We start from the raw sequence: 21306 nt of genomic DNA, 5'->3' as shown, positions 1-21306 counted from the left end.
GGCAATGGAAGCAACAAATAACGTAAAGAAGAAAAAATCTGTACTGATAAGAGAAAGAAAAGAGCAGGCACAGAAGGGTGGTGCTTCTACTGCCAAATTATTAAACTGCCCTACGTCTCCACGTAAGATGCGTTTGGTAGTGGATCTTATCAGAGGTGAAAAAGTTGAGAAAGCATTGTATATTCTGAAATATACAAATAAAGAAGCTGCCCTAAGGGTTGAGAAGCTGTTGTTATCAGCGATCAAGAATTGGGAAGCGAACAACGAAGATAAGCGCGTTGAAGATAGTGAACTTTATGTAAAAGAAGTATCTGTTGGAGGCGGCCGTCAATTAAAAAGATTAAGACCTGCACCGCAAGGTCGTGGCTATAGAATCCGCAAGCGTTCTAACCACGTAACCATTGTTGTTGACAGCAAAACTACTGAACCACAAAACTAATTAGGAGAAATGGGACAAAAAGCACATCCAATAGGTAACAGATTAGGAATCATCAAAGGTTGGGATTCTAACTGGTTCGGTGGCAACAACTACTCCGATAAATTAGTTGAAGATGAGAAGATCAGAAAATATCTTTCTGTTCGTATCGCTAAAGGTGGCGTAGCAAAAGTTGTTATCGAGCGTACATTGAAACGTCTTACCGTGACTATCCATACCGCTCGTCCGGGCATCGTTATCGGTAAAGGCGGTCAGGAAGTTGATAAGATAAAAGAAGAGCTTAAGAAGCTTACAAAGAAAGATGTTCAGATCAACATCTTTGAGATTAAACGTCCGGAATTAGATGCTCAATTGGTAGCTGATGGAGTAGCGAAGCAGTTAGAGGCTCGTATCTCTTTCCGTCGCGCCATGAAAACCACAATCGCTTCTACCATGCGTATGGGCGCAGAGGGTATCAAAATCATGTGCTCTGGTCGTTTAGGTGGTGCGGAAATGGCTCGTACCGAGCAATACAAAGAAGGAAGAATTCCTTTGCACACCTTCCGTGCCGACATTGATTATGCATTGGCAGAAGCCCATACTACTTATGGAAAAATAGGTGTTAAAGTATGGATCTGTAAAGGAGAAGTATACGGTAAGCGTGATTTATCTCCGAATGTAGGTCAAGGAAATGTTAAAGGTAGAGGTGAAGGTGCCAGCAACTTTAGCGGTGGAGATCGTAACAGAGGTGGCAACGACCGCAGAAGTGGTGGAAGAAACGATCGCCGTGGCGGACGTGGTGGCAACCGTGGTGGAGCTCCTAAGGGAAAAAACTAATTTAGGTATCATGAATGCTGTCATTAGACAGCTTGTTTAATCATATTAAAGACAATGTTACAGCCAAAAAGAACGAAGTTCAGAAAGATGCAGAAAGGCCGCATGAAGGGTAATGCCGGACGTGGTGCTGAGCTGGCTTTCGGATCTTTCGGTATAAAATCATTAGAACCGGCATGGATTACCAGCCGTCAGATTGAAGCGGCTCGTATTGCGGTAACCCGTTATATGAAACGTGAAGGTCAAGTTTGGATCCGTATCTTCCCCGATAAACCCGTTACAAAGAAACCTGCTGAGGTTCGTATGGGTAAGGGTAAGGGTGCACCCGAGTATTGGGTAGCAGTTGTTCGCCCGGGCCGCATGTTATTTGAGGCAGAAGGGGTTCCTTTGGAAGTGGCGAAAGAAGCTTTGCGCTTAGCTGCTCAGAAGCTTCCGGTACAAACCAAGTTCGTTATACGTAGAGATTACGTAGAAGCATAAATCGTCTAGCCCGCCGTTTGTTGGCGGGCCTGCCGTTACCAGGCCCGTACTAACTGGCTTGAAAAAGCCATAAACAAATTGGTTAAATAGACACAACAACAAATAAGAAGGTGGATAATTCCTGTTAAAAGGTGGATCCATTACTTTAAAACGAATTATTCAAATGAAAAATTCAGAAATTTTAGAATTGTCAAAAGAGGAACTAGTAGCCCGTATCGCAGAAGAAAAGGCTGCCCTCAATAAGTTGAAATTTGCTCATGCTGTTTCTGCTATAGAGAATCCGCTTCGGATTAAAACAGCTAGAAAGTTAATTGCTCGTTTAAATACAGCACTTTCTGCGATTAAAAATGCAGAAGCTAAACAAGCACAGGAAACAGCCGCTGAAGCGCAATAATTTAAGTCGAAAATGGAAAGAAATTTAAGAAAAACAAGGATCGGCTTGGTAGTAAGCAACAAAATGGATAAATCCATTGTAGTGGCTGTTGAACGTAAAGTAAAACACCCTATCTATGGTAAGTTCGTAAAGAAAACTACCAAATTCAAGGCTCATGACGAACAAAACACCTGCGGTATCGGCGATACGGTGTTGATTATGGAAACTCGTCCGCTGAGTAAAACTAAAAATTGGAGATTAGTTGAAATTTTAGAAAGGGCTAAGTAACATGGTACAACAGGAATCAAGACTAACAGTGGCCGACAACAGCGGAGCTAAAGAAGTTTTAGTGATCCGTGTATTGGGCGGTACCGGTAAGCGTTATGCATCATTAGGCGACAAGATCGTTGTAACCGTTAAAAGTGCTATCCCTTCCGGAAACGTAAAGAAAGGAACAGTCTCTAAAGCAGTGGTTGTTAGAACGAAGAAGGAAGTTCGTCGTAAAGACGGTTCCTACATCCGTTTTGATGACAATGCGGCTGTATTGTTAAATAATCAGGATGAACCACGTGGTACACGTATCTTCGGCCCTGTTGCCAGAGAACTTCGTGAAAAACAGTTCATGAAAATTGTATCATTAGCACCGGAGGTTTTATAAAATGAGAAAGATTAAATTAAAAATCCGTAAAGGCGATTTGGTACAGGTTATTGCCGGTGATTCTAAAGGAACACAGGGTAAGGTTTTGGAAGTAATTATCGATAAGAATCGTGCAGTTGTTGAAGGTGCTAATTTAGTATCTAAACATACAAAACCTAATGCAGCCAACCCTAACGGTGGTATTATTAAAAAGGAAGCACCAATTCACATTTCTAACTTGGCATTGATCGACCCTAAGTCGGGTAAAATTACCCGTGTAGGCCGTCAGAAAAATAGCGAAGGAAAGTTAGTTCGTGTGGCTAAAAAATCAGGGGAGGAGATTAAGTAATGACTTACGTACCAAGATTAAAAGCAAAATATAAAGAAGAGATTCGCAGCGCACTGAAAGAGAAGTTTCAGTATAAAAGCGTTATGCAGGTTCCTAAGTTGGTGAAGATTTCAGTTAACCAAGGAGTAGGTGGCGCTACCACCGACAAGAAGTTAATTGAAACGGCTGTCAACGAAATGACCACCATCACAGGACAACAGGCTGTAGCAGCAAAATCGAAAAAGGATATTTCAAACTTTAAATTGCGTAAGGGTATGCCGGTTGGTGTGCACGTAACTTTACGCGATAGCAAAATGTATGAATTCCTGGATCGTCTAATCGCTGTCGCTTTACCACGTATCCGCGACTTTAAAGGTATTAACGATAAAGGGTTTGACGGCCGTGGTAACTATACCCTGGGTGTAACAGAGCAAATTATCTTCCCTGAAATCAATATTGACAAGATCAATAAAATTATGGGTATGGATATTACTTTTGTAACAACGGCAAACACAGACGTTGAAGCGCTGGAATTACTTAAACAGTTCGGTTTACCATTCAAAAATCAAAATACTACTAATGGCTAAAGAAGGAATTAAAGCACGTGAAGTTAAACGTGCCAGATTGGTTGCCAAATACGCTGAGAAGCGTGCTGCTTTAAAAGCAGAAGGTGATTATGCAGCATTAGATAAATTACCAAAAAATGCTTCTCCTGTCCGCTTGCACAACCGTTGCAAATTGACAGGACGTCCTAAGGGGTATATGCGTCAGTTTGGTATTTCACGGGTTACTTTCCGTGAAATGGCCCTAGCTGGTAAGATCCCGGGAGTGAAAAAAGCTTCTTGGTAGTTTTTTTAAGTTATAAGTTATACGTTAGCAAGGCCTTAAAACTTACTACGTACAACTTATAACTTATTACTTATAATACTATTAACCGATAGCAGGTCTGGGGCCATGGGGGCAATGGAAACCACTATCAAATTTTTAACAAATGAATACAGATTCAATAGCAGATTACCTTACACGAGTAAGGAATGCCATTAAGGCCAACCACAGGGTTGTTGAAATTCCTGCATCAAACCTAAAAAAGGAAATCACTAAAGTTCTTTTTGACAAAGGTTACATCGCGAACTACAAGTTTGAGGAGAAAAACGTTCAAGGGTCGATTAAGATTGCCTTGAAATATCATCCGATAACCAAAGTTCCTGCTATTCGCACTTTGACACGTGTGAGTAAACCAGGTTTAAGAAAGTATGCAGGTGTGGAAACTATGCCACGTGTATTAAATGGATTAGGGATTGCCATCTTATCGACTTCAAAAGGAGTCATGACCGATAAGGAAGCAAAGAACCTAAACATTGGTGGTGAAGTTTTATGTTACGTTTATTAATCAGGAGGAAAACACACGATGTCAAGAATTGGAAAAGCACCTATTGCGATCCCTGCCGGTGTTACCGTTACTGTTTCTGAAAAGAACCTGGTAACTGTCAAAGGGCCAAAAGGTGAATTAACACAGCAAGTTGATTCAGCGATCACTGTATCACAAGAGAACGGTAATATTGTAATCAAACGTCCTACAGATAGCAAAAATCACAAGTCATTGCACGGTTTATACAGAGCCTTGATCAATAACATGGTGATTGGTGTTACCGAAGGATACAAAACTACCCAGGAGCTAGTGGGTGTAGGTTACCGCGCAAGTCATCAAGGAAGTACCTTAGACCTAATTTTAGGTTATTCTCACCATATCGTTATGGTATTACCTAAAGAAGTAAAGGTAACTACTACGGCAGAAAAGGGAAAAAACCCGACAATCACGTTAGAATCTATCGATAAGCAATTGATTGGTCAAGTAGCAGCGAAAATCCGTTCGTTACGTGCACCTGAGCCATACAAAGGTAAGGGTATCAAGTTTGCTGGTGAAGTATTAAGAAGAAAAGCAGGTAAATCAGCTAAAAAATAATCATCATGGCAGGAAGTAAATCATCTCGCAGAGAGCGAATTAAAAAAGGGATCAGAAAACACTTATCCGGTTCTGCAGAGCGTCCTCGTCTTTCTGTATATAGAAGCAATAAAGGAATCTATGCACAGGTTATCGATGATGTTACTGGTAAAACCTTAGTTTCCGCATCCTCTTCATCAAAAGATTTCAGTGCAAGTGGCACGAAATCTGAGCAGTCTAAAGCTGTCGGTAAATTAATTGCCGAGAAAGCTAAAGCAGCAGGAATTAACCAAGTAGTTTTTGACCGTAACGGGTATTTATACCACGGCCGCGTTAAGTCGTTGGCCGAAGGTGCTCGTGAAGGCGGTTTAGACTTTTAATTAAAACAGAGAGATGTCAGTAAATAATATTAAACGAGTAAAATCAAGCGAAATCGAACTAAAAGACCGTTTGGTTAGTATTCAACGTGTTGCTAAAGTGACTAAAGGTGGTCGTACGTTTAGTTTCTCGGCTATTGTAGTAGTAGGGGATGAGAACGGTGTAGTAGGTTATGGTTTAGGTAAAGCGAAAGAGGTTACCGAAGCCATCGCCAAAGGTGTTGATGACGCTAAAAAGAACTTGGTCAAAGTTCCTGTAATCAAAGGAACAGTTCCTCATGCGCAATTGGGTAAATATTCCGGTGGTTCCGTTTTGATTAAGCCGGCAGTTCACGGTACAGGAGTACTAGCAGGCGGTGCGATGCGTGCCGTTTTGGAAAGTGCCGGTATCACCGACGTATTGGCAAAATCAACCGGTTCTTCAAACCCTCATAACGTGGTGAAAGCGACAATCGATGCGTTGACAAAAATGCGTGATGCTTATACAGTAGCTCAAAACCGCGGTGTTGATCTAAATAAAGTATTTAATGGATAAGCAAATGGCGAAGATAAAAATCACACAGATTAAAAGCGTAATCGACAGAAGCGAGCGCCAGAAAAGAACCATGCAGGCTCTTGGTTTAACCAAGATCAATAAGTCTGTAGAGGTTGAGGCTACCCCAGCGATTATTGGGATGGTTAGAAAAGTTAACCATTTAGTTGCCGTTGAGAGTTTATAATTTAAAATTATTTTTATAGATTGTCGTCCTTTTCCCTTTTGGTGGAAAGGATGACAATTTTTAGGTAATTTTATCGTTTTAACCGTTCTCCCTGATTAGTGAAAGCGAAGGGAAACATAGAAGTTTGTATTAATCATGAACTTATCAAATTTAAAACCTGCTGCAGGTTCAGTTAAGAGTAGAAAACGTATTGGTCGTGGTACAGGTTCAGGCCGTGGTGGAACATCAACACGTGGACATAAAGGTGCCGGGTCACGTTCCGGAACCAGTACAAAAATCGGGTTTGAAGGTGGGCAGATGCCGCTTCAACGTAGGCTTCCTAAAGTTGGTTTTAAGAATCCTAACCGTGTAGAATATATAGGTATCAACCTAGATGTATTGCAAGGTTTGGCAGAGAAGTATAATTTAACGAGTATTGATTTTGAGTCGCTGAGAGAACACGGCTTGGTATCGAAAAAAGACCTTGTTAAAATACTCGGCCGCGGGGAACTTAAAGCAAAATTAGAAGTTAAAGCACATGCATTCTCTGCTACTGCGCAAAAGCAAATTGAAGCTGCAGGCGGTTCGATCGTAAAACTTTAATTAAATGAAGAAGCTAATCACAACCTTAACCAATATATGGAAGATCGAAGACTTAAGAACGCGTATTTTAAATACGCTTCTATTTCTTTTGATTTACCGTGTAGGTTCTCATATCGTATTACCCGGTGTTAATCCGCAGTCGCTCAGTCAGGAAGCGAAGGATGGTATATTGGGTTTACTTAATATGTTTGCCGGTGGGTCTTTCTCCCGTTCGGCAATATTTGCGTTAGGGGTAATGCCTTACATCTCTGCATCCATCGTGGTGCAGCTCTTAGGTATTGCCGTTCCGTATTTTCAGAAACTACAAAAAGAAGGCGAAAGTGGACGGAAGAAGATGACACAGATAACCCGTTACTTGACCCTTGCTATTACCCTTGTTCAAGCCGTAGCTTATTTAAGGTCGCAGATTAGCCCGGAAGCCAAAACGATGGATGAACCGTTCTTTACGCTTGTTGGTACCTTCATTTTAACCGCAGGAACCATGTTTGTGATGTGGTTAGGGGAGAAGATTACTGATAAAGGTATCGGGAACGGTATTTCTTTGATCATCATGGTGGGTATCATTGCACAATTGCCGAGTGGTATGTTGAGTGAATGGGCTTCACGCATGGATGGTCATGGTGGCTTAATTCCCTTCATTGTTGAGATAGCAGCTTTGTTCTTTGTGGTGGTGTTTACGATCCTTATCGTACAAGGTGTCCGTAAGATCCCGGTACAGTACGCCAAGAAAATTGTTGGTAACAAGCAATACGGGGGGGTACGGCAATACATACCATTAAAAGTGAACTCAGCCGGTGTAATGCCCATCATCTTTGCGCAAGCAATTATGTTTATACCCACTACGTTGGCCCAATTTTTTCCGAATCTTCAATCATCGTTTTTGACTTCATTGAGTAACTTTACTTCCGTAGCGTATAATGTAACGTTTGCGATTTTAATTATTGCCTTTACGTTTTTCTATACAGCTATTATGGTGAACCCTCAGCAGATGTCGGATGACATGAAGAAAAATGGAGGTTTCATTCCTGGGGTAAAACCCGGTTTGGCTACCAGTGGTTATATTGATAGTGTCATATCCAAAATCACATTGCCGGGATCGATTTTCTTAGCAATCATTGCAATATTGCCCGCGATTGCTAGTTTATTAGGCGTTAACAGTCAATTTGCACATTTTTACGGAGGTACTTCTTTACTGATTTTAGTAGGAGTAGTGCTTGATACACTTCAACAGATAGAAAGTCATTTGCTCATGCGCCACTATGACGGTTTGATGAAAACCGGTCGCGTTAAGGGTCGTACTGCTGTAGCAAGTGGTGTAGCAGATCCAACAATATAGAGGCGAGCATGTCGAAATTGATTTATAAGTCAGACGAAGATATCGAACAGATCCGCAAAAGTGCCGATGTACTTTCCAGAACACTGGCGGAAATAGCAAAAGAAATAGAACCGGGAGTAAAAACCATTGACTTGGATAAATTAGCATTTACATTTATTCAGGACCATGGCGGAACTCCCGCTTTTCTCAACTATAACGGATTCCCATATTCGCTTTGTATTTCAGTAAACGACCAGATTGTTCATGGTTTCCCCGGGAGTTATGAATTGAAAGAGGGAGATATCATCAGTGTCGATGGCGGTGTAGTATTGAATGGTTACATCAGTGATTCAGCTTATACGTTTTCCGTAGGAGCCGTATCTGCAGAGGTAGAGCAACTCTTGCGTGTAACGAAGGAGAGTTTGGATAAAGGCGTAGAACAGGCAGTTGTGGGAAAGCGGGTAGGCGATATTTCCTTTGCTGTACAGGAGCATGTGCGTACTTACGGCTATGGAATTGTAAAGGAGTTGGTTGGCCATGGGGTGGGGATCCACCTTCATGAGAAACCGGAAGTGCCAAATTATGGACAGCGCGGCAAGGGAACGAAGTTGGAGCGGGGAATGGTCATCGCGATCGAGCCTATGATCAATTTAGGGAAAGCCGGCGTTCGTTTTTGGGAGGATGGTTGGACCGTCAGTACAATTGATGAAAAACCATCGGCTCATTTTGAGCATACCGTAGCAGTAAGTAAAGGCAAAGCTGATGTTTTAACCACCTTTTCATACATTGAAGAAGTTTTAAACAAAAAAGGTTGATAATCAGCATTTTTATTTTTAACTTTGCATCCCTGTTTGTGCAGGGTTTATAAATACATAATAATCAATAACATATGGCTAAACAAGCCTCTATTGAACAAGACGGCGTCATTAAAGAAGCATTATCGAATGCTATGTTTCGTGTAGAGTTGGAAAATGGACACGAAATTATCGCACATATATCCGGCAAGATGCGGATGCATTACATTAAGATATTGCCGGGGGATAGGGTAAAGTTAGAGATGTCTCCTTACGATTTAACAAAAGGTAGAATAACATATCGGTATAAATAAGGAGAACAGAACAGGCAATTGATGCGCCCTTTGTTCGCTTGTGATCTATAGGTTTTAAACGATTGTTCTCGGTGAACATAATAAATACGGCATCGAAAGAAAGATTCCGTTAACAAAACGAATAATAACGAATAATTATAAGAGATGAAAGTTAGAGCATCTATCAAAAAACGTAGCGCTGATTGTAAAATCATCCGCCGTAAAGGAAAAGTATTTGTAATTAACAAAAAGAATCCTAAGTTTAAACAACGTCAGGGATAACATTTAGAGGTAAATAGGTGTGAGGAAAAAGGCAAAAGGTTTTCTTTATTGCTTAGACCTTAAACCTTAAGCCTTTTAACCGTAATAATAAATATGGCAAGGATAGCAGGTATAGATTTACCAAGAAACAAAAGAGGAGTAATCGGACTTACTTATATCTATGGTATCGGTCTTTCAACCGCAAAGAGCATTTTAGCTGAAGCGGGTATTGATGAGGATACAAAGGTACAGGAATGGACTGATGATCAGTTAACAGCAATTCGTACAATCATCAACGATCGTGTAAAAGTAGAAGGTGCTTTGCGTTCGGAGGTACAGCTAAACATTAAGCGTTTAATGGATATCGGCTGTTACCGTGGTTTACGTCATCGTAAGGGTTTACCACTTCGTGGGCAACGTACAAAGAACAACTCACGTACCCGTAAAGGAAAGCGTAAGACTGTTGCTAACAAGAAAAAAGCTACTAAATAATAATTGATACAATACAATGGCTAAAAGTAAAAAAGTAACCAAGAAGCGTATTGTGGTGATTGAACCTGTTGGTCAGGCTCATATCAATGCAACCTTTAACAATATCATTGTAACACTTACCAACAACCAAGGTCAAACAATTTCTTGGTCGTCTGCCGGTAAAATGGGCTTCAAAGGTTCGAAAAAGAACACCCCTTATGCTGCCTCACAGGCTGCTAGCGATTGTGGTAAAGTTGCGCATGATTTAGGCTTGCGTAAAGTTGAAGTTTTTGTAAAAGGACCAGGTGCCGGACGTGAGTCTGCCATTCGTACTTTACAAACTCAGGGTATTGAGGTGACTTCAATAAAAGATATTACCCCACTTCCGCACAATGGTTGTCGTCCACCAAAAAGGAGAAGAGTTTAATTAACGGATTTTTAAAGCTAAGATTCTCTAGCCTTGGGTTAGATGATACTTTAAAAGAGAAAAAAAATGGCAAGATATACCGGACCTAAGTCCAAAATAGCCCGTAAATTCAGAGAACCGATTTTTGGTCCTGATAAAGCATTAGAGCGTAAAAATTACCCTCCGGGTATGCACGGAGTTTCAAAACGCCGTGGTAAACAGTCTGAATACGCTATTCAGCTGCAAGAAAAACAAAAAGCAAAATATACCTATGGTGTATTAGAGCGTCAGTTCGCTAACCTTTTCGATAAAGCTGCTTCAAAAGAAGGCATTACAGGGGAGAACTTGCTCAAATTCTTAGAGGCTCGTTTAGATAATACGGTCTTTCGTTTAGGTATTGCACCTACACGTGCCGGAGCCCGTCAATTAGTAGGACACAAACATATCACCGTAAACGGTCAGGTAGTCAACATTCCTTCGTACAGCGTACGCCCCGGCGATGTTATCGCTGTTAGAGAGCGTTCTAAAACGTTGGAAGCTGTTGCGAATTCCGTTGCCGGTAGAAAACAAAATAAATATAGCTGGTTAGAATGGGATGCTAACGGACTTACAGGTAAGTTCTTGAATTATCCTAACCGCGATGAGATTCCTGAAAATATCAAGGAACAGCTAATCGTTGAGTTGTATTCTAAATAGTTTATACAGCAAACCAGTATCCGGTTCATTCCGGGTACTTGTTTGCTTGCAATCATTTCAATCAAACAATTAATTAGAAATAAATGGCAATCTTAGCATTTCAGAAACCGGATAAAGTTATTATGCAAAAATCCACGGATTTTGACGGAACGTTTGAATTTCGACCGTTAGAGCCGGGTTTCGGTGTAACCATAGGTAATGCTCTACGCCGTATTTTGTTATCTTCATTAGAAGGTTATGCAATTACTTCTGTTCGTTTCTCCGGTGTCTCACATGAATTTTCTACCATCACTGGGGTAGTAGAGGATGTGACTGAGATTATCCTGAATCTTAAACAGGTACGTTTTAAGAAAACAGGAGAATCAGGAGATTCAGAAAAGATTTTTGTTGTAATCAACGGTCAAGATCAATTTAAAGCTGGAGATATTACCAGTCATTCTAACAACTTTACTGTACTCAATCCTGACTTGGTTATTTGTAATATGGAGAGCTCTGTAACTTTGGAAGTAGAGTTAACCGTAAACAAAGGCCGTGGTTATGTCAATGCTGAAGAGAATAAAGTTGCCGATGCAGCAGTAGGGGTTATCGCAATTGACTCTATCTATACACCGATCAAGAATGTGAAATATACGATCGAGAACTTCCGTGTAGAGCAGAAAACAGATTACGAGAAGCTTTTATTGGATATTTCTACTGATGGTTCAATCCATCCGGAAGATGCATTGAAAGAAGCTGCTAAAATCTTAATTCATCACTTTATGTTATTCTCGGATGAGAACATTCTATTGGAATCTCAAACGAAGGAGGAGACAAAAGAGGTGGATGAGGAAATCTTGCATATGCGTAAGATCTTGAAAACTGAATTGGTTGACTTAGATCTTTCTGTACGTGCATTAAATTGTTTAAAAGCTGCTGACATCCGTAGCTTAGCCGAGTTGGTTTCTTATGATGTAGCTGATATGCTTAAGTTTAGAAACTTCGGTAAAAAATCTCTTACAGAGATTCAAGAACTTGTAAAATCTAAAGGTTTGTCCTTCGGTATGAATTTGTCGAAATACAAACTGGATGAAGAATAAATAGGAATAATTAAGCGACCTGTTGCATAATTCCTCTTGTAAAGTAAAAAGTAAAAGCTTGCCTCCCGTAGGGACGGTAAAAATTAAAAAGGTACGCTTTGTGCCGCATGAAAGATGAGCTGTAATGGTTTTTTAATTTTGGCTTTTGACTTTTGAATTAGACAAGAACGGTATGCACAAAACAAAGAACAATGAGACACGGAAAAAAAATTAATCACTTAGGCCGCACAGCTAGCCATCGTAAGGCCCTATTGTCTAACATGGCCGTATCGCTTATCAAACATAAGCGCATCGTAACTACCTTAGCAAAAGCAAAGGCGCTTCGTACATATGTAGAGCCTTTGATCACTAAATCAAAGAGCGATACTACGCATTCTCGTCGTACTGTATTCAGCTACGTAAAAGACAAAGAAGCAGTAACCATCCTGTTCCGCGAGATTTCCGAGAAAGTGGCTAATCGTCCGGGTGGTTATACACGTATTATCAAGTTGGCAAACCGTCCCGGCGACAATGCAGAAGTAGCATTGATCGAATTGGTCGACTACAACGAAGTATACGCTACCGGTGGTGCGAAGGTTGAGAAGAAATCGACTCGTCGTCGTGGTGCAAAGAAAAAGGCATCGGCAAAGGCTGATGAGCAAGAAGTAGTAGCTACTGCTGAAGAAGCTACTGCACCAGTTGAGGAAGCTCCTGCCGCAGAAGAAACTGCTGAAGAGGCTCCTAAACAGAAAAAAGCAAAGGCAAAAGCTGAACCGGAAGCTTCCGCTGAAGAGGCAAAGGATGCCGAGTAATTGCTTTGTAGCATTTAATCATCGAAAATCCCCTTTTTAGGGGATTTTTTGTTTATCGCATATGCAAGATCAACCGGAAGCTTTTATAAAAAGGCAATTGTATGGAAAATCCCACATCGATCGAAACATTCATTTTTCAGTTGAAGTCGAGCCTACAGCAAGATAACTTTGTTAAATTGTCGCTCGGAAATTACCGGGGAGATGAGCATGAGTTAAAACAAATCCAGGTAAGACTCATCCTGGTGAAACGCGAGCTCAAGTTAAACTTTACCCATCGCTTCCGTCGGCGCGACCTGGTTAAAAATTTGGATATTGAAACAGGTGTCGCCCAAGTTGAGAGCTACCTGAAGCATGGATTTTATGCTGCTACCTTATTTACTACAAATAATGACTTTTATTGGACGCGTAACCAAAGTGGGCAGGAGAGACTCCAGGTTAAAACGGCGTCTATTAAACAGCAGCCATCTTTGGCGCACGATAAAGAAAAGCATCGACTGATTAAACCGGGGGCTAACAAAAGCTACTTGCACGAGCTAAGAATTACGGACGCCACCGGGCAAGTCTATAAAAATGCCCAAGATAAATTTAAGCAAATTAATCACTATATAGAGCTATTGCGTCCTTTGATTCAGGATATAGGCAAGGAAAACCTGAAGAAAGTGGTGGATATGGGGTCGGGAAAAGGCTATTTGACCTTTGCACTCTATGACTACCTCTACAACGTGTTGGGATTGAAGGAAGTGGAAGTTACAGGTGTTGAATTTCGCGAAGATTTAGTAAGCTTGTGTAACCGCATTGCACAACAAGCTGCATTTCCTTTGTTAAAGTTTCAGCAAGGTGCCATTGTGGAGTATGATGAGCCAAACATGGATATGTTAGTGGCTTTACATGCCTGTGACACGGCGACTGATGATGCAATCTATCAAGGTATTAAGGCCGGCGCAAAGCTTATAGTCGTAGCGCCTTGCTGTCACAAACAAGTCAGACGGCAAATGGAAAGGGCTGTGATGACTGCCGAAATTCAACCTATTACGCGATTTGGCATCTTTTTAGAACGACAGGCTGAAATGTTGACAGATGCTTTAAGGACGTTATTCCTGGAGTATTACGGCTATAAAACCAAAGTGCTCGAATTTATATCCGATGCACACACACCAAAAAATGTGCTGATCGTGGCCAGTAAAACATCATCCATACCGGCAGAACGCCGAAAGCAGATTCTATTACAGATTAACCAAACAAAGGCTTTTTTTGGTTTGGAGAAACACTATTTGGAGTCTTTATTGCAATTGGAGAACTAATTGATACGCATTGTGATGCTGTTTACTAGGTTATCGAAAACTAAGTTGACCCTGCTTGCATCATTCAGTAGCTTTGTTGAAGAATAGCTTCACATAACGCTGCTATACTTTTTCGTATCATAAAAAGGAGCCTTCGCCTGAGAGGCAAGCGGGCTGACATTATGTCGTAAACGTGAACTTGGCACAGGCATTGATAATTTGTATTAGAAAACAGCAAATTGTAAATATAAACAAATAAGATATGTCTAAAATTATTGGAATTGACTTAGGTACTACCAACTCTTGCGTCGCTGTAATGGAAGGTAATGAGCCGGTAGTTATAGCAAACAATGAAGGTAAACGTACCACACCTTCTATCATAGGTTTTGTAGATAATGGTGAACGTAAGGTGGGAGATCCTGCTAAACGTCAGGCCATTACCAATCCTCAAAAGACTGTTTACTCCATTAAGCGCTTTATGGGTAGACGTTTTGATGAAGTGACCGAAGAAGCCGCCCGAGTACCTTATAAAGTAGTAAAAGGCGACAATAATACACCTCGCGTTGAAATTGGTGATCGGAAATACACACCACAAGAGCTTTCTGCCATGATTTTGCAGAAGATGAAAAAGACGGCAGAAGATTTTTTGGGTCAGGAGGTAACAGAAGCCGTTATTACTGTTCCAGCCTACTTTAACGATGCCGAACGCCAGGCTACTAAAGAAGCAGGCGAAATCGCCGGGTTAAATGTTAAACGTATCATTAATGAGCCTACAGCCGCTGCCTTAGCTTATGGTTTGGATAAGGCGCACAAGGACATGAAGATTGTTGTGTTCGACTGCGGTGGTGGTACGCATGACGTTTCCGTTCTTGAGTTAGGTGATGGTGTATTTGAAGTGAAATCTACAGACGGCGATACCCATCTAGGGGGGGACGACTTCGATCAAGTAATTATTGATTGGTTAGTTGAAGAATTTAAGAGCGATAATGGCGGATTGGATTTAAGTAAAGATGCCATGGCTTTGCAACGCTTGAAAGAAGCTGCAGAGAAAGCAAAGATCGAACTTTCCAGCACATCTTCTACCGAAATCAATTTACCATATATCACGGCTGATGCAACCGGGCCAAAGCACTTGGTGCGTAACTTAAGCCGTGCTAAATTCGAGTCTTTGGCTTCAGACTTAATCAAACGTACCATCGATCCTTGTAGATCAGCCTTGAAAAATGCCGGTCTTTCAACCAGTGAAATCGATGAAATTATTCTGGTAGGTGGTTCTACTCGTATTCCGGCTATACAAGAAGCAGTGAAGAGCTTCTTCGGTAAGGAGCCTTCTAAAGGGGTTAACCCGGATGAGGTGGTTGCTTTAGGGGCAGCTATTCAAGGCGGTGTATTAACCGGTGAAGTGAAAGATGTATTGCTATTAGACGTAACGCCTTTGTCATTGGGTATTGAAACCATGGGAGGTGTAATGACTAAGCTGATTGAAGCAAATACAACGATCCCAACTAAAAAATCGGAAGTGTTCTCCACGGCTTCGGATAACCAGCCCTCGGTAGAGATTCATATTTTGCAAGGGGAACGTCCTATGGCGGCACAGAACCGTACGATTGGTCGTTTCCACTTAGATGGAATTCCGGCAGCACCTCGTGGCGTGCCACAAATTGAAGTAACATTTGATATTGATGCAAACGGTATTTTACACGTATCCGCGAAAGATAAAGCAACCGGGAAAGAACAAAAAATCCGTATCGAAGCTTCTTCAGGCTTAAGTGATGAGGAAATCAAGAAAATGAAGGCCGACGCAGAAGCGAATGCTGACGCAGATAGAAAAGCCAAAGAAGAAGTGGATAAGCTAAATGCAGCAGATGCGCTTATCTTCTCCACAGAGAAACAGTTGAAAGAGTATGGCGATAAAATCAGTGCCGACAAGAAAGCACCGATCGAAAGTGGTTTGGCCAAATTAAAAGAGGCTTACGCTGCTAAAGATTTCGCGGCCTTGGAAACTGCACAAACAGAATTGCAAGCATCTTGGAATGCAGCTTCTGAAGAAATGTACAAAGCTTCTCAGGAAGCCGGTGCTCAGGGTGCCCCTCAGGGAGAAGCACAACAGCCTGGCAATACCGGAGATGAAGTAACTGATGTAGATTTTGAGGAAGTAAAAGATGATGATAAAAAATAAGTTTTTTTTCAATTCTTAATAAAGAAGCCGCAATATTCATTGCGGCTTTTTTTATGTTCGATAATTGTGTTTCGCATTTTTTTATTAGTTCCTTTTTGGGAACAAACAAGTGTAGCGCTTTTTTGCATATTCAGACAAATTAGCTAAGTTTAGCCAATAAACTTTAGCTATGTTCAAGAACATTATCTTCGATTTCGGAGGCGTTTTAGTCGACTGGAACCCCAAGTATCTTTATAAAAAACTTTTTGCTGAGGAGGCAGCGATGGAGGAATTCCTGGGGAATATTTGTACATCCGACTGGAATGAGCAGCAAGATGAAGGCCGAACCCTCAAGGAAGGAACTGAGGCCCTTGTTCAATGTTTTCCGGAAAAAAAGGAGCTAATTGAAGCCTATTATGGCCGTTGGGAAGAGATGTTGGCAGGACCGATAGCAGGAACCGTTGCGATCCTGGAACAGTTGAAAAAATCCGGAAAACACAAATTGTTCGGACTCACGAATTGGTCGGCAGAAACATTCCCCATTGCTCTACGGCGATTTGACTTCTTTAGCCTTTTTGACGGCATCCTAGTTTCAGGTACCGAACGTTTAAGAAAGCCACATCCCGCCTTCTATCAGTTATTGCTGGATCGATATCATTTAATGGCGAATGAATGCCTTTTTATCGACGACAATATAAGAAACACAGATGCGGCCCGTCAATTCGGTATACAAAGTATTACTTTTGAAAACCCCGATCAGTTGAAGGAAGAACTGATTCGTTTACAGGTTTTATAACTAACGCCTTGCTTTACTGATCAGCCATACGATAATGGCAATGACGATGATAACTAAAAAGACGCCAACATACACGCCGCCTTTAAATACTCCGGCAATAAAGTCACAACTGCTAATGCTTGTGAGCAGGATAATTGCTGCCGGCCAAATGATATAATTGCTTCGACTCATAAAATCTTTTTTTATACAACCATCCGACAGGCAAAAAAGTTTTGAGTAGGAAAATGCTTAAGTTTGTTGGATGGAGCAATATAAGAGAAAAATAGCACTGACAAATGCTCGTTTTTATGCTTACCATGGCTATTATCACGAAGAGCAGATGCTTGGAAACGAGTTTTTTTTAGATATCATTTGCTTTGTAAGCAACCCTACATTGAATACGGATGATAATTTGGTGAAAACGATCAATTATGAAGAGCTTTATCGCATTGCCAAAGAGGAGATGGCTCAACCGAAAAAACTGTTGGAAACGGTTGTGGATAACATACTTAATAGTATTAAGGTAAATTTCCACGAGGTAAATGAAATAGAGGTATCCCTGAGAAAAAGTAATCCGCCTTTCGGTGGAGATGCTGCAACTGCTGAAGTAAGTTTATACTGGCAATCGGGCACTTAAAGACTTGTTTCCACTTATAGCTTCGTAATATAAACCGAAATCGGGCTGACTTCTGACAGCCGAAAGCTGAACGCTAAAACATGTTGAATAAAATTACACCGGATATTCTGCAATTATTCAAGCAGGCAATCAACGAAGATCGTTTAGTGAGCGATCCCGCTGTATTGGCAGACTACGCGCATGACGAGACAGAAGACTTACACTATTCACCAGACCTTATTGCCCTACCGGAAACGGCAGAAGAGGTAGCTGCTCTGCTAAAAATCTGCCATGAGCACAGCATCCCTGTTACACCTCGGGGCGCCGGTACCGGACTATCGGGCGGCTCCCTGGCTATTTATGGAGGCTTGATGATCGCGATGCAACGTATGAACAAGATTATAGCCATCGATGAAAGAAATTTGCAGGCGACTGTTGAAACCGGTGTTGTTACAGAAGAGTTAATCAATTTAGCTGCTACGAAGGATCTTCTGTACCCCGTTGATCCGGCCAGCAAAGGATCTTGCTTCATCGGCGGGAACATTTCTCATGGCAGCGGTGGCCCGCGTGTTGTGAAATACGGAACAATCCGCGAATATGTACTCAATTTACAGGTGGCCCTCCCTACGGGAGAACTGATTTGGACAGGTGCAAACACCTTGAAATATGCGTCGGGCTATAACCTTACTCAACTATTTATCGGTTCAGAAGGCACCTTGGGTATTATTTGTAAAGCAGTGCTTAAATTAATTCCGAAACCTAAGCAAGACTTATTACTTTTCGCTTCCTTTGCATCCAATGAGGAAGCCTGCGAAGCAGTTGGTGCCATTTTTAGAAAAGGTATTATTCCATCCGCTGTAGAGTTTATGGAGCGAAAGGGCGTTGAATGGGTCATCTCTTATGATCAGGTTCAATTTAATCTTCTTCCGGAAATGGAAGCTTTCTTATTAATTGAGTTGGATGGAAATAGCCTCGACGAGCTGATGCTGCAATGTGAAGAGGTGAACGAAGTACTGGAAGAAAAAAACTGCTTGGATGTTTTGTTGGCAGACACGGCTAACCAGAAAGAAATCTTGTGGCGCCTACGTCGTACCATGCCTGTGTCGGTGAAAGCCAATTCCATTTATAAAGAAGAAGATACGGTAGTTCCACGTGCAACGCTGCCTACCTTGATTAAAGGTATAAAAGCAATCGGCACACGCTATGGCTTTGAATCGATCTGTTACGGTCATGCAGGCGATGGCAATCTGCATGTTAATATCATCAAGGGAGAAATGACTGAGCACGACTGGCACCATAAGCTGAAGGAAGGAATCAAAGAAATATTCGACTTAACCATCGAACTGGGCGGAACTATTTCCGGCGAACATGGCATCGGTTTGGTTCAAAAAGAATATATGCCCTTAAAGTATTCCACCCTCCATTTAGACCTCATGCGCGGTATTAAAAAGGTGTTTGACCCGAAAGGCATCCTGAATCCGGGAAAGATATTTTAATGGTGTCCGGCAAGCGGAGCTCGGGCACACCCGTAAAGTACGGTGTTTATAGCTTAGATATAGTGAAAGCCAGCCAATGAGCAGATGCGAACGGTAGCTTTTTTCCTTTTGAATTTTTAATTTTGACTTTTGAACTTTTCACACACATGAACAAAACCTTAATTTTAGCGACTATTTTGGCAGCAGGATCTGTAAAAGCACAGCAACCGCTCACGCCCGAACTATTATGGAAATTGGGACGGGTTAGCGCAGAGGCGGTAACGCCCGATAAGAAATATGCCATTTATGGCGTTACACACTACAATCTGGCGGAAAATAATAGTGAACGTAATCTTTATAAAATTCCGTTAAATGGTGGCAAGGCCTTGCAACTGACTAAAAGCCAAGGAGGTGAAACACTCGTTCATTTGGAACAAAACGGCAATATACTTTACTTAAGTAAGGGCCAATTGTGGCTTCTGGAATCGGGTAAAGAAGAACCTAAACAGCTGACGAAATTTGATGGGGAATTGAGTAATGTTAAAATTTCACCCAACGGACAGTATATCTTATTCTCTCAGGAAGTAGCCTTGCAAAAAGTGCAAAGCGCCGATAAGTATGAGGATCTTAAGAAATCCGATGCCTACATTTTCAATTCCTTGAATAATCGCCATTGGGACACTTGGTTTAATGGGAAGTTTTCCCACGTTTTTTATGCAAGCTATCAAAACGGCATAATTGGTAAGCCGGTTGACATCATGGCTGATGAGCCTTACTTCACCCCGCAACAACCATTCGGAGGTGCGGAAGATATGGTTTGGAGCCCCGACAGTAAGCAAATCATCTATGTTTGCAAAAAGAAATTCGGAACAGACTATGCACAAAGTACCAATACCGATCTCTATGCTTACGATATCGAGCGCAAACAAACCAAAAATCTAAGCGACGGAATGATGGGTTACGATGTAGCGCCGGCTTTTAGTAAGGATGCTAACTACCTGGCTTGGTTGAGCATGAAAGAAGATGGTTACGAATCGGATAAAAATGATCTAATTGTCCGCGATCTGAAAACGTCAACAACCTATAACTTAACCAAGGATTGGGATGAGACGGTAGGTGGTTTCCTTTGGAGTGCAGACGGCTCCAAAATTTGGTTTACAGCGCCCACCGCAGGAACGATTCAACTTTTTGAAATCGCACTTTCAAAAGATTTAAGCAAAGTTGGCGCTAAACAGGTGAAACAATTAACCAAGGGCGATTATGATATCACTTCGGTAAATGGTGAAAGCGGTGACCTATTGCTTGTAAGTCGGACCGATATGAACCATGCAGCCGAACTCTACACATTTAACCGTAAATCTAAAGAACTGAAGCAATTGAGCCATGTAAACGATGAATTGAACGCTTCGATCGCCCAGAGCAAGGTGGTAGGTCGTATCACCAAAGCAACAGACGGAAAAGATCTCTTTTCGTGGGTCATTTACCCACCTGATTTTGATGCCAATAAGAAATATCCGACTTTGTTGTATTGTCAAGGCGGGCCACAGGCAGCTTTATCGCAATTCTACTCTTTCCGATGGAATATGCAGTTAATCGCCGCACAAGGCTATATTGTGGTAGCACCCAACAGGAGAGGAATGCCCGGACACGGTGTGGAATGGAATCGCTCTATTAGCGGCGATTGGGGAGGACAGCCTATTCGCGATTATTTAAGTGCGATTGATGATGTCGCCAAAGAGCCTTATGTCGACAAGAATCGATTGGGTGCTGTAGGTGCAAGCTACGGAGGCTATTCGGTATTTATGCTTGCAGGAGTACACGAAAATAGATTCAAAACCTTTATTGCACATGATGGCCTCTTCGATACACGCAGTTGGTATGGCACTACGGAAGAACTTTTCTTTGCCAACAAGGAACTGGGAGGCAACTATTGGCAGCAACCCACACCGAAAGCTTATACACAATTTAATCCGATAAGCTACGCAGATAAATGGGACACACCTATATTAATTGTACAGGGCGGGAAGGATTTTCGTGTGGGCATCGAACAAGGTTTAGGAGCTTTCCAGTTGGCGCAGCTAAAAGGAATAAAAAGCAGATTGCTTTATTTCCCCGAAGAGAACCATTGGGTATTGCAACCTCAGAATGCCATTGTATGGCAACGTGAATTCTTCACTTGGTTGAAGGAAACGCTTTAGGTTCGTTGAGTAGT

General features: G+C 41.7%; 31 protein-coding genes. 30 read left to right on the top strand and 1 reads right to left on the bottom strand.

Going from position 1 to position 21306, the window contains the following annotated elements:
- The first annotated feature begins 4 nt into the window (after nt 1-4).
- From rplV to E0E36_RS00525, 27 genes are all read left to right on the top strand, one after another.
- A complete protein-coding gene (gene rplV, locus E0E36_RS00655; RefSeq protein WP_013665005.1) occupies nt 5-439 on the top strand; it encodes a 50S ribosomal protein L22 in 435 nt (144 codons plus the stop codon).
- Nucleotides 440-448: 9 nt separating this feature from the next.
- On the top strand, nt 449-1252 hold the full coding sequence (rpsC, locus tag E0E36_RS00650) for a 30S ribosomal protein S3 (RefSeq protein WP_013665006.1): 804 nt from the start codon (nt 449-451) through the stop codon (nt 1250-1252).
- Nucleotides 1253-1306: 54 nt separating this feature from the next.
- Nucleotides 1307-1729: a 50S ribosomal protein L16 gene (rplP, locus tag E0E36_RS00645; protein WP_013665007.1), complete on the top strand. Its 423-nt coding sequence runs from the start codon at nt 1307-1309 to the stop codon at nt 1727-1729.
- A 163-nt stretch (nt 1730-1892) separates the two neighbouring features.
- Nucleotides 1893-2123 (top strand): 50S ribosomal protein L29, encoded by a 231-nt coding sequence (gene rpmC / locus E0E36_RS00640; RefSeq protein WP_013665009.1) that lies wholly within the window; start codon nt 1893-1895, stop codon nt 2121-2123.
- 12 nt (nt 2124-2135) lie between these two features.
- Nucleotides 2136-2390: a 30S ribosomal protein S17 gene (gene rpsQ, locus E0E36_RS00635; protein ID WP_013665010.1), complete on the top strand. Its 255-nt coding sequence runs from the start codon at nt 2136-2138 to the stop codon at nt 2388-2390.
- Nucleotide 2391: 1 nt separating this feature from the next.
- Entirely contained in the window at nt 2392-2760 is a 369-nt protein-coding gene (rplN, locus tag E0E36_RS00630; RefSeq protein ID WP_013665011.1) for a 50S ribosomal protein L14, read from the top strand.
- A gap of 1 nt (nt 2761) precedes the next feature.
- Nucleotides 2762-3088: a 50S ribosomal protein L24 gene (rplX, locus tag E0E36_RS00625; RefSeq protein WP_130854404.1), complete on the top strand. Its 327-nt coding sequence runs from the start codon at nt 2762-2764 to the stop codon at nt 3086-3088.
- The gene (gene rplE / locus E0E36_RS00620; protein ID WP_013665013.1) at nt 3088-3654 is read left to right on the top strand and encodes a 50S ribosomal protein L5; all 567 of its coding nucleotides are present in this window, start codon (nt 3088-3090) and stop codon (nt 3652-3654) included. The genes rplX and rplE overlap by 1 nt, the downstream gene beginning before the upstream one ends.
- Nucleotides 3647-3916: a 30S ribosomal protein S14 gene (rpsN, locus tag E0E36_RS00615; protein WP_013665014.1), complete on the top strand. Its 270-nt coding sequence runs from the start codon at nt 3647-3649 to the stop codon at nt 3914-3916. Before rplE ends, rpsN begins: the two co-directional genes overlap by 8 nt.
- Before the next feature lie 142 nt (nt 3917-4058).
- On the top strand, nt 4059-4457 hold the full coding sequence (gene rpsH, locus E0E36_RS00610) for a 30S ribosomal protein S8 (protein ID WP_013665015.1): 399 nt from the start codon (nt 4059-4061) through the stop codon (nt 4455-4457).
- Between the two features lie 18 nt (nt 4458-4475).
- On the top strand, nt 4476-5030 hold the full coding sequence (gene rplF, locus E0E36_RS00605; RefSeq protein ID WP_013665016.1) for a 50S ribosomal protein L6: 555 nt from the start codon (nt 4476-4478) through the stop codon (nt 5028-5030).
- A gap of 5 nt (nt 5031-5035) precedes the next feature.
- The gene (gene rplR, locus E0E36_RS00600) at nt 5036-5389 is read left to right on the top strand and encodes a 50S ribosomal protein L18 (protein ID WP_130854403.1); all 354 of its coding nucleotides are present in this window, start codon (nt 5036-5038) and stop codon (nt 5387-5389) included.
- A 13-nt stretch (nt 5390-5402) separates the two neighbouring features.
- Nucleotides 5403-5921 (top strand): 30S ribosomal protein S5, encoded by a 519-nt coding sequence (rpsE, locus tag E0E36_RS00595; protein ID WP_013665018.1) that lies wholly within the window; start codon nt 5403-5405, stop codon nt 5919-5921.
- 4 nt (nt 5922-5925) lie between these two features.
- Nucleotides 5926-6105 (top strand): 50S ribosomal protein L30, encoded by a 180-nt coding sequence (rpmD, locus tag E0E36_RS00590; RefSeq protein WP_041388049.1) that lies wholly within the window; start codon nt 5926-5928, stop codon nt 6103-6105.
- A 135-nt stretch (nt 6106-6240) separates the two neighbouring features.
- Nucleotides 6241-6687, top strand: coding sequence for a 50S ribosomal protein L15 (gene rplO, locus E0E36_RS00585; protein WP_013665020.1), 447 nt, complete (start codon nt 6241-6243; stop codon nt 6685-6687).
- 4 nt (nt 6688-6691) lie between these two features.
- Complete coding sequence (gene secY / locus E0E36_RS00580) at nt 6692-8023, top strand: preprotein translocase subunit SecY (protein WP_013665021.1); 1332 nt, start codon at nt 6692-6694, stop codon at nt 8021-8023.
- An 8-nt stretch (nt 8024-8031) separates the two neighbouring features.
- Entirely contained in the window at nt 8032-8817 is a 786-nt protein-coding gene (gene map, locus E0E36_RS00575; protein ID WP_013665022.1) for a type I methionyl aminopeptidase, read from the top strand.
- 74 nt (nt 8818-8891) lie between these two features.
- Nucleotides 8892-9110 carry a translation initiation factor IF-1 gene (infA, locus tag E0E36_RS00570; RefSeq protein WP_013665023.1) on the top strand — a complete coding sequence of 73 codons (219 nt, stop codon included), beginning with the start codon at nt 8892-8894 and terminating at the stop codon, nt 9108-9110.
- 144 nt (nt 9111-9254) lie between these two features.
- Nucleotides 9255-9371, top strand: coding sequence for a type B 50S ribosomal protein L36 (gene ykgO / locus E0E36_RS00565; protein ID WP_013665024.1), 117 nt, complete (start codon nt 9255-9257; stop codon nt 9369-9371).
- A gap of 93 nt (nt 9372-9464) precedes the next feature.
- Nucleotides 9465-9842 (top strand): 30S ribosomal protein S13, encoded by a 378-nt coding sequence (gene rpsM / locus E0E36_RS00560; protein ID WP_130854402.1) that lies wholly within the window; start codon nt 9465-9467, stop codon nt 9840-9842.
- Nucleotides 9843-9858: 16 nt separating this feature from the next.
- Nucleotides 9859-10248 carry a 30S ribosomal protein S11 gene (gene rpsK / locus E0E36_RS00555; RefSeq protein WP_013665026.1) on the top strand — a complete coding sequence of 130 codons (390 nt, stop codon included), beginning with the start codon at nt 9859-9861 and terminating at the stop codon, nt 10246-10248.
- Nucleotides 10249-10314: 66 nt separating this feature from the next.
- Entirely contained in the window at nt 10315-10923 is a 609-nt protein-coding gene (rpsD, locus tag E0E36_RS00550; RefSeq protein ID WP_130854401.1) for a 30S ribosomal protein S4, read from the top strand.
- A gap of 83 nt (nt 10924-11006) precedes the next feature.
- Nucleotides 11007-11999: a DNA-directed RNA polymerase subunit alpha gene (locus tag E0E36_RS00545; RefSeq protein WP_013665028.1), complete on the top strand. Its 993-nt coding sequence runs from the start codon at nt 11007-11009 to the stop codon at nt 11997-11999.
- Between the two features lie 191 nt (nt 12000-12190).
- Nucleotides 12191-12790: a 50S ribosomal protein L17 gene (rplQ, locus tag E0E36_RS00540; RefSeq protein WP_130854400.1), complete on the top strand. Its 600-nt coding sequence runs from the start codon at nt 12191-12193 to the stop codon at nt 12788-12790.
- A gap of 101 nt (nt 12791-12891) precedes the next feature.
- Entirely contained in the window at nt 12892-14091 is a 1200-nt protein-coding gene (locus tag E0E36_RS00535; protein ID WP_130854399.1) for a class I SAM-dependent methyltransferase, read from the top strand.
- Nucleotides 14092-14332: 241 nt separating this feature from the next.
- Nucleotides 14333-16249 carry a molecular chaperone DnaK gene (dnaK, locus tag E0E36_RS00530; RefSeq protein WP_013665031.1) on the top strand — a complete coding sequence of 639 codons (1917 nt, stop codon included), beginning with the start codon at nt 14333-14335 and terminating at the stop codon, nt 16247-16249.
- Nucleotides 16250-16418: 169 nt separating this feature from the next.
- Entirely contained in the window at nt 16419-17024 is a 606-nt protein-coding gene (locus E0E36_RS00525; RefSeq protein WP_013665032.1) for an HAD family hydrolase, read from the top strand.
- Here E0E36_RS00525 and E0E36_RS27635 read toward each other — a convergent pair whose 3' ends face one another.
- Entirely contained in the window at nt 17025-17195 is a 171-nt protein-coding gene (locus tag E0E36_RS27635) for a hypothetical protein (protein WP_013665033.1), read from the bottom strand.
- 70 nt (nt 17196-17265) lie between these two features.
- On the opposite strand from E0E36_RS27635, the gene folB reads away from it, so the two are divergent.
- From folB to E0E36_RS00510, 3 genes are all read left to right on the top strand, one after another.
- Entirely contained in the window at nt 17266-17640 is a 375-nt protein-coding gene (folB, locus tag E0E36_RS00520) for a dihydroneopterin aldolase (protein ID WP_130854398.1), read from the top strand.
- A gap of 80 nt (nt 17641-17720) precedes the next feature.
- The gene (locus E0E36_RS00515; protein WP_130854397.1) at nt 17721-19115 is read left to right on the top strand and encodes an FAD-binding oxidoreductase; all 1395 of its coding nucleotides are present in this window, start codon (nt 17721-17723) and stop codon (nt 19113-19115) included.
- A gap of 146 nt (nt 19116-19261) precedes the next feature.
- Nucleotides 19262-21292 (top strand): S9 family peptidase, encoded by a 2031-nt coding sequence (locus tag E0E36_RS00510; RefSeq protein ID WP_130854396.1) that lies wholly within the window; start codon nt 19262-19264, stop codon nt 21290-21292.
- The last annotated feature ends 14 nt before the right edge of the window (nt 21293-21306 follow it).

Origin of the sequence: Olivibacter jilunii (assembly GCF_900607235.1) — a bacterium.
Taxonomy (GTDB): domain Bacteria; phylum Bacteroidota; class Bacteroidia; order Sphingobacteriales; family Sphingobacteriaceae; genus Olivibacter; species Olivibacter oleidegradans.
This window is presented reverse-complemented; position numbering and strand designations above follow the sequence as displayed.

What these genes read in the sequence shown, in the direction of transcription:
- rpsM (WP_130854402.1), top strand. Translation starts at nt 9,465, where the DNA reads ATGGCAAGGATAGCAGGTATAGATTTACCAAGAAACAAAAGAGGAGTA.
- rpsH (WP_013665015.1), top strand. Translation starts at nt 4,059, where the DNA reads ATGAATACAGATTCAATAGCAGATTACCTTACACGAGTAAGGAATGCC.
- rplF (WP_013665016.1), top strand. Translation starts at nt 4,476, where the DNA reads ATGTCAAGAATTGGAAAAGCACCTATTGCGATCCCTGCCGGTGTTACC.
- infA (WP_013665023.1), top strand. Translation starts at nt 8,892, where the DNA reads ATGGCTAAACAAGCCTCTATTGAACAAGACGGCGTCATTAAAGAAGCA.
- E0E36_RS27635 (WP_013665033.1), bottom strand. Translation starts at nt 17,195, where the DNA reads ATGAGTCGAAGCAATTATATCATTTGGCCGGCAGCAATTATCCTGCTC.
- folB (WP_130854398.1), top strand. Translation starts at nt 17,266, where the DNA reads ATGGAGCAATATAAGAGAAAAATAGCACTGACAAATGCTCGTTTTTAT.
- ykgO (WP_013665024.1), top strand. Translation starts at nt 9,255, where the DNA reads ATGAAAGTTAGAGCATCTATCAAAAAACGTAGCGCTGATTGTAAAATC.
- rplN (WP_013665011.1), top strand. Translation starts at nt 2,392, where the DNA reads ATGGTACAACAGGAATCAAGACTAACAGTGGCCGACAACAGCGGAGCT.
- map (WP_013665022.1), top strand. Translation starts at nt 8,032, where the DNA reads ATGTCGAAATTGATTTATAAGTCAGACGAAGATATCGAACAGATCCGC.
- rpsQ (WP_013665010.1), top strand. Translation starts at nt 2,136, where the DNA reads ATGGAAAGAAATTTAAGAAAAACAAGGATCGGCTTGGTAGTAAGCAAC.
- rpmC (WP_013665009.1), top strand. Translation starts at nt 1,893, where the DNA reads ATGAAAAATTCAGAAATTTTAGAATTGTCAAAAGAGGAACTAGTAGCC.
- rplO (WP_013665020.1), top strand. Translation starts at nt 6,241, where the DNA reads ATGAACTTATCAAATTTAAAACCTGCTGCAGGTTCAGTTAAGAGTAGA.
- E0E36_RS00535 (WP_130854399.1), top strand. Translation starts at nt 12,892, where the DNA reads ATGGAAAATCCCACATCGATCGAAACATTCATTTTTCAGTTGAAGTCG.
- rplE (WP_013665013.1), top strand. Translation starts at nt 3,088, where the DNA reads ATGACTTACGTACCAAGATTAAAAGCAAAATATAAAGAAGAGATTCGC.
- rplP (WP_013665007.1), top strand. Translation starts at nt 1,307, where the DNA reads ATGTTACAGCCAAAAAGAACGAAGTTCAGAAAGATGCAGAAAGGCCGC.
- rplX (WP_130854404.1), top strand. Translation starts at nt 2,762, where the DNA reads ATGAGAAAGATTAAATTAAAAATCCGTAAAGGCGATTTGGTACAGGTT.
- rpsE (WP_013665018.1), top strand. Translation starts at nt 5,403, where the DNA reads ATGTCAGTAAATAATATTAAACGAGTAAAATCAAGCGAAATCGAACTA.
- rpsD (WP_130854401.1), top strand. Translation starts at nt 10,315, where the DNA reads ATGGCAAGATATACCGGACCTAAGTCCAAAATAGCCCGTAAATTCAGA.
- rpmD (WP_041388049.1), top strand. Translation starts at nt 5,926, where the DNA reads ATGGCGAAGATAAAAATCACACAGATTAAAAGCGTAATCGACAGAAGC.
- E0E36_RS00510 (WP_130854396.1), top strand. Translation starts at nt 19,262, where the DNA reads ATGAACAAAACCTTAATTTTAGCGACTATTTTGGCAGCAGGATCTGTA.
- E0E36_RS00515 (WP_130854397.1), top strand. Translation starts at nt 17,721, where the DNA reads ATGTTGAATAAAATTACACCGGATATTCTGCAATTATTCAAGCAGGCA.
- rpsC (WP_013665006.1), top strand. Translation starts at nt 449, where the DNA reads ATGGGACAAAAAGCACATCCAATAGGTAACAGATTAGGAATCATCAAA.
- rplV (WP_013665005.1), top strand. Translation starts at nt 5, where the DNA reads ATGGAAGCAACAAATAACGTAAAGAAGAAAAAATCTGTACTGATAAGA.
- rplR (WP_130854403.1), top strand. Translation starts at nt 5,036, where the DNA reads ATGGCAGGAAGTAAATCATCTCGCAGAGAGCGAATTAAAAAAGGGATC.
- E0E36_RS00525 (WP_013665032.1), top strand. Translation starts at nt 16,419, where the DNA reads ATGTTCAAGAACATTATCTTCGATTTCGGAGGCGTTTTAGTCGACTGG.
- dnaK (WP_013665031.1), top strand. Translation starts at nt 14,333, where the DNA reads ATGTCTAAAATTATTGGAATTGACTTAGGTACTACCAACTCTTGCGTC.
- E0E36_RS00545 (WP_013665028.1), top strand. Translation starts at nt 11,007, where the DNA reads ATGGCAATCTTAGCATTTCAGAAACCGGATAAAGTTATTATGCAAAAA.
- rplQ (WP_130854400.1), top strand. Translation starts at nt 12,191, where the DNA reads ATGAGACACGGAAAAAAAATTAATCACTTAGGCCGCACAGCTAGCCAT.
- rpsN (WP_013665014.1), top strand. Translation starts at nt 3,647, where the DNA reads ATGGCTAAAGAAGGAATTAAAGCACGTGAAGTTAAACGTGCCAGATTG.
- rpsK (WP_013665026.1), top strand. Translation starts at nt 9,859, where the DNA reads ATGGCTAAAAGTAAAAAAGTAACCAAGAAGCGTATTGTGGTGATTGAA.
- secY (WP_013665021.1), top strand. Translation starts at nt 6,692, where the DNA reads ATGAAGAAGCTAATCACAACCTTAACCAATATATGGAAGATCGAAGAC.